Annotated in this window: 1 protein-coding gene and 1 pseudogene; both read right to left on the bottom strand. The window is 60.2% G+C overall.

What is annotated here, in order from left to right:
- A pseudogene (locus B3Q33_RS14260) lies at positions 1–1,106 on the bottom strand (hypothetical protein); the annotation flags it as partial.
- Positions 1,107–1,283: 177 nt separating this feature from the next.
- Positions 1,284–2,297 carry an alpha/beta hydrolase gene (locus B3Q33_RS14265; protein ID WP_273010280.1) on the bottom strand — a complete coding sequence of 338 codons (1,014 nt, stop codon included), beginning with the start codon at positions 2,295–2,297 and terminating at the stop codon, positions 1,284–1,286.
- Between the last annotated feature and the right edge of the window lie 264 nt (positions 2,298–2,561).

Here is a 2,561-nt window from a genome sequence, read left to right on the forward strand (position 1 = left end):
GGGGCAAAGCCACCGGCTGCTTCAGAGAAACAGGCTGCGGGGTCGATCGGGCTGTTCGCCGCCGCTTCCGGGCACAGTTGTTCTGTCAGCGGGTTGGAACCCAGCAGCAGGTCCTGTACGTCCTGGAAGTTACCGCCAGCTTCCGCCAGGCAGTCGATCGGGGTGGATGGGCCAAGGTCCGCCATGGCGGTTTCCGGGCAGAACTGCTCAAGGGCAGGCGCGAACGGATTGCTACCGCCGTCGCCGCCACCGCCGCCATCACCACCACCTGGAATGCCACCGCCCATCAGGGCTTCAGCAAAACACTGGGGCGGATCAATGCGACCATCCGCATTATCTTCAGGACAAATCTGCTCGGTCAGCGGATTGCTGGCGGTGAGCATGTTGTAGATGTCCATGTAGGCACGGCTGGCTTCGTTGAGACAGTTGACTGGCGTTTCCGGGCCCAGCTCCTGTTCGCCGGTTTCCGGGCAAAGCTGCGCAAGCAGCTGGTCAGAACCGGGCAGACCGCCATCACCACCGGGCAAGTCGCCACCGCCGCCAACGGCTTCGGTAAAGCAGGCCGCGGGATCAATCGGGCTATTCGCCGCCGCTTCCGGACACAGTTGCTCGGTCAGCGGGTTGGAGCCACCGATCATGTCGCCGATGTTCTGGAAGTTACCGGCCGCTTCCTGCAGACAGGCCGCCGGGAAGGTGGCGCTACCGTCAAAGGAGCTGTCGGTATCGTAGATGAAATCCTGATCCAGCATTTCACCATTGAACGTCAGCGTGGCATCGAATACCTGTGCCGCTTCCGGGCAGAACTGCTGTACTACCGGATTCAGCGACAGCTCGTAGCCGGTATCTTCCTCGGCAGCGTCTTCGCTTTCATCCAGACAGGCTTCCGGATCGACGGAACCGTCTTCCCCGGCATCGCCGGACGCACCGGGACACAAGGCATCGGTCAGCTCGTTCTGATCGTCGATGATCTCTGCGATTTCTGGAGGCAGGGCGCGGGCGGCCGGGCCAGAGTCGGCAGGCGCTGAGCTGCTGCCTCCACCGCCACAGGCCGTCAGCAGTGCCGCCAGGGCGCTGCTGCCTACCAGAAGTTTGAGTTGATTAGCCAAGATGAACCCCTCCATCGTACTTTGTCGTTATGGTCTCCGAGCGGAGACTGGCATCAGCGACTATGGAAGGGATGTGCAATCTGCTGTAGAGCAAGGAAGTTGGCCAACTGTAATCAAGCGTAGCCAGCGTTACGGAACCGTGTCTGAACTCAGGTCAGGGCTACTTTTGATAACAATTTACACTTTGCCTGCGGAATCCAGCCTGCCGACCACCGTTGCCCGCGCGCGGACATGACTGTCTCGATCACGATCGTTGAGATGGCCATGCACAAAGGCCCCGATTTCCTGCAACGCCAGGCCGGCCTCGGGGAGCCAGGCGGCCAGGGCATGAAACACATGGGGCATACGTTCCCAGACCTGCAATTGGCAATCCACGCCCGCCTTTTCTGCCTGCCCGGCAATACGGATCGCATCGCTGTAGAGCAGCTCGGTGCTGCCCACCTGCACCAGCAACGGCGGCAGGCCGGTGAAGTCGGCAAATACCGGTGAAATCATCGGGGACGCGGGATCGTAACCCTGACTGTATGACGCGGAGACAAAGTTCAGCGCCCCCAGGGGAATCAGGGGTTCTTTGTCTGCATTGTCACGGATGCTGTCACCGGAGCAGGACAGGTCACCCCAGGGGCTGATCAGCACCGCCGATGAAGGTAACGGCAGTTTCAGTTCCCGTAACCGCAGCATGGTAACCAGCGCCAGGTTGCCGCCGGCGGAATCCCCGGCAAAGACGATATGCTCACTGCTGTAGCCGGTATCCAGCAATGCCTTGTAGGCGCGCACCGCATCTTCCAGTGGCGCCGGGTAGGCCCAGTCCGGCGGTTGTCGGTAATCCAGCGCCAGCACCTTGGCGCGACAGTAATGGCTGAGCCGCCAGGTAACGGCTCGATGGGAACGGGGCGAACCGAAAAAATAGGCACCGCCGTGGAAGTACAACACCACCCGGTTGCTACGTACGCGCCGCCCGGTGATCAGCCATTCGCCGGGCACCCCGCCCACCTGGGCCCGTGAGATATGCACGTCGGAGGGCACCGGCAATGCCAACGTGACAGCATCGAAACCGAGCTGGGAAAACTTCATGAAACGGCGGGAAAATTTCAGCCGGCTGATAACCGGTTTCACCATGCCCTTGGCCACCGTATTGATGGCCCTGCCCTGCCAGCTTAATGCTGGATAATTTTTCTTGTTGTTTGTCATGGGTCGCGTCGCATCGAAACCGTTGCTTCGAGACTAAGCGCTGATCGGGATACGGGCAAGGTGACAGGAAAGCGGGAAATGTAGAAGCGTGCAAAACGGATCGGCACTGCCTTCAATTTTTATTTTTGTTGTGAGCGCCATGCTTGCATGGCGAAGAGATACCCGTCGCGCTGAGAGGCTGCTGGAACGCGCCGTTTTTCGCCATGCAAGCATAGCTCCTACAAAAGATCGGTGGCCAATGTGTAGGGTGGGTTAGCCGCAGGC

The organism is Alcanivorax sp. UBA3183 (genome assembly GCF_002364155.1).
Classification (GTDB): Bacteria; Pseudomonadota; Gammaproteobacteria; order Pseudomonadales; family Alcanivoracaceae; genus Alcanivorax; species Alcanivorax jadensis.